Here is a 3,496-nt window from a genome sequence, read left to right as displayed (position 1 = left end):
CACTTGCCGGAGCATCTAAAAGAAGGCGCAAGAAGCGAGATAGTTGATGCGACCTGCCCGTGCACCTGAATGAAGGTGCAGGTTCTAAATATTATGGTTTTTCTTCAATATAGAAAAATACAGCTGAAGGAGCGGCTCCAGATGGAGCCGCTCCTATTTCATTTGATGATTTTCTCATTAGATTTAGACAGCATCTTCTTGCATCGACTTAATGTTGAGGATGTTCCATATTCCAGACAACAATCCCGTCTTCCGTTTTAATGCCCGTCAGGAGTACACGATCCCCATTAGTGAATTTCTTTTCGATATTCTCTTCTAATAAAGGACCTCTAAGCTGATAGGCTGCGGCAACTTGCTTGGGCAATGTGACTTCGATCGTATGTGAATCCGCCATGCCTGAATATGTACCCTCTATGTACTGAACTAGCTCACCTTGCTTATGTGTATAAATAATAGCTATATCTATGATTTTGTTCTGTCCGTTTTCATCTTGATAATAGTAGAGAACGATGCCATCCTCATCAGAAAGATTCTTTACCACTGATTCACATTTTGTGTTTCCCTGGCAATGAAAAGTTTTCGTCTTCCCATCTAAATCAACCTCAATGGTATGATTATCGGCTAATCCTATTACTTTTCCTTGTGCTTCTTTATAGGTAATGTCCTGTGAGGATGCCGCTAGAGAAGAAGAGGTTGAATCGGATTTTGAAGCATCCTTTGCCCACGAAAAGCTATCTCCCCAATTTGATAGGGAAAATCCTAGATACAGGCAGCCAGCTATCGTTAATAGTACCCCCATCTTAAGGAAACTGTTTCTGATTTTTTTTTGCCTTTTCTTTTTTTGACGTGCTCTTGTCACTCTCATTCTTTTATTGACCCTCCCTTTTACTATGGAACGGAAAAAATCCCATCCTTATAATAATTTGTTCTTTTTTCCTTCTATATGTCCGTCAGAGATAAAAAATTATTATGAAGTAGTAGCCTAGTGGTTCATTTAATGAAGTGTGTTATAGATATTTCAATAGTATGGGTGAAAAACGTGCCCATTATCCTGCCGATAAAAAATGACTACCTCTTTTACTCATGGCAGGCATAGCTCTAACAAAAACGCTGGTTATCAATGTAGATTATTCAATCAAACCTTTTTGAAATAAACATGGAATATATTATACTGAATTCGAGATGTTTTAGGGCTGGCACAAACAAAGGGATGGTGGAAAACCATGATTGATTATTTTGCTAAAGGAAAAGATGAAAAGGCTCCTACGCTGTTTATGCTCCATGGAACCGGTGGAACGGAACGGGATCTTCTTCCCATTGCGGAGCACCTTTCTCCGGCATCCTCCGTGTTAAGTGTGAGAGGAAATGTTCTTGAACACGGGATGCCGCGCTTCTTTAGAAGACTTGCAGAAGGGGTATTTGATGAAGAGGACTTGAAGTACAGGACAAAGGAGCTTCGGGATTATTTGGATGAGGCAGCTGTTCGATATGGGTTTGATCGTCACAATGTGGTTGCGATTGGTTATTCCAATGGGGCTAATATTGCCGCAAGTCTATTATTCCACTACGAGAACGTACTCGCTGGAGCCATTCTGTTTCATCCGATGGTACCAATCAGAGGAATCGAATTACCTGATTTGACTGGCCTTCCTGTTTTTATTGGAGCAGGAAAGAATGATCCTATCTGTCCTCCGGAGGAAACAAGCGAACTGGAACGAATACTTTCCGCACAACAGGCTGATGTCACTGTCCATTGGGAGAACTCTGGGCATCAGCTGACATATGCTGAATTAACTGCCGCGGCAAATTGGTTTGGGAAGAGATTTTCTTGAAGGGGGGAATAGCATGATTTCCTTAGATCCAACTACTATGGGCGAGAGAGAAAATTATAAGTTTTTGACGGGAACGATTGTACCGCGCCCGATAGCGATTGTTTCCTCGATTTCGAATGAGGGAGTCGTTAATATTGCACCGTTCAGCTATTTTACGATTGTAAGTGCAAATCCGCCAATGATTGCTGTCTCGGTTCAAAGAAGGGATGGCCATAAGAAAGATACTTCCCAGAATATATTGGATTCACGTGAGTTTGTGGTCCATATCACGGATGAGTTGAATGCAGTGGATGCCAATCAGACAGCGGCAGAGCTTCCGTCCAATGTAAGTGAATTAGAAGTGTCAGACTTTAAGCTGACAGAGAGTGAAACAGTTCGTGTACCTGGGATTACCAATGCAAAGGTAAGGATGGAATGCACGCTTTCTAAGGCGATTCCTCTTGGGGGACAGGTAGCAGATGATGCTAGCTGTGATCTGATTATTGGAAATATTACGCGGTATCATATTGACGAATCGATTTATGAGAATGGAAGAATTAATATAGATGAATTAAGACCTGTCAGCCGTCTTGCCGGCAATCAATATATGAAGCTAGGAGAAAAATTTATTCTGGAACGACCGAAATGAAATGTATAAAGAGACCGTATCTTTTATAAAGGATACGGTCTTTTTTTGGGTCTATTAGCCTGAAGGGCGATAAGGAATGCTTAAAATAAGGTATTAGTTTTACTTATCACAAAGAAGAAAAGTGTCAAATTATCTAAAATAATTACAAAATATCGAAATACTAGAAGGAATTTGAATGACCATTCAGAATATATATCATTTATACGAGTGGTTGCGCTTTCATAACCACCATGACATAGATATTTCGGACAAACTGGGGGTTAGATATGAACGAATATGGCAGCGGAAATCGATTTTCCGAACTTAGACAGCGAAGGGGTTTCTGGGTATCGATTATCGCCGTATTACTGGTTCCACTCTTATATGGCTTGATTATGCTCACTCCAAGCTGGGGCCCGTATGATAATCTGTCTAATTTGCCTGTGGCAGTCGTTAATAATGACGCAGGAACTGTAACAGACGGGAAGGAAGTAAATGTAGGAAGAGATTTAGTATCCAAACTGAAGGAAGGCAATGACTTAGGCTGGAGGTTTGTCAGCAGCAGCCAGGCACAACGCGGACTAAAAGATAATGATTATTATATGGTGATCGAGATTCCAGAGGATTTCTCGAGGAAAGTTGCGACAGTCATGGATGAGAATCCAGAAAAGCCTGAGTTAAAATACACGCAAAATGAAGGCCTTCATTTCATTGCGGCCACAGCCACGAACTCAGCTATCGAAAAGATAAGCAATCAGCTTTCAAACACGATTACTGAGACTTATACGGAAACCGTCTTTGCTTCCTTAGGGGATGTCGGAGAAGGCTTTTCCGATGGTGCAGCTGGTGCCAAAAAATTAAATGACGGATCTAAGAAGCTTCACGACGGAACGGGCACATTATTGGGCTCTTTAACTGGTAAAGCAGGAGACATCAATAAGCTGGCAGACGGGGCGAACCAAGTCGCTGACGGAAATGCACAGGTAAATGCAGGCTGGGGAACAGCGGTACAGGGGTCTGGCCAGTTGGCAAATGGAGCCGGTCAGTTAGCGGCTGG

Annotated in this window: 4 protein-coding genes; 3 read left to right on the top strand and 1 reads right to left on the bottom strand. The window is 42.0% G+C overall.

All coding sequences use genetic code 11. The features are described from left to right. Positions 1 to 208: 208 nt before the first annotated feature. Complete coding sequence (locus tag ACI35L_RS03265; RefSeq protein ID WP_049671643.1) at positions 209 to 865, bottom strand: hypothetical protein; 657 nt, start codon at positions 863 to 865, stop codon at positions 209 to 211. 358 nt (positions 866 to 1,223) lie between these two features. On the opposite strand from ACI35L_RS03265, the gene ACI35L_RS03260 reads away from it, so the two are divergent. The 3 genes from ACI35L_RS03260 to ACI35L_RS03250 all read left to right on the top strand — a co-directional run. After that, complete coding sequence (locus tag ACI35L_RS03260) at positions 1,224 to 1,832, top strand: alpha/beta hydrolase (protein WP_439802234.1); 609 nt, start codon at positions 1,224 to 1,226, stop codon at positions 1,830 to 1,832. A gap of 13 nt (positions 1,833 to 1,845) precedes the next feature. Continuing rightward, positions 1,846 to 2,460, top strand: coding sequence for a flavin reductase family protein (locus ACI35L_RS03255; RefSeq protein ID WP_049671641.1), 615 nt, complete (start codon positions 1,846 to 1,848; stop codon positions 2,458 to 2,460). A gap of 266 nt (positions 2,461 to 2,726) precedes the next feature. Continuing rightward, the coding region (locus tag ACI35L_RS03250) for a YhgE/Pip domain-containing protein (protein ID WP_439802233.1) at positions 2,727 to 3,496 on the top strand (770 nt) is incomplete at its 3' end.

It is taken from the genome of Pradoshia sp., assembly GCF_051873915.1.
In the GTDB taxonomy this organism is placed as follows: Bacteria; Bacillota; Bacilli; order Bacillales; family Pradoshiaceae; genus Pradoshia.
This window is presented reverse-complemented; position numbering and strand designations above follow the sequence as displayed.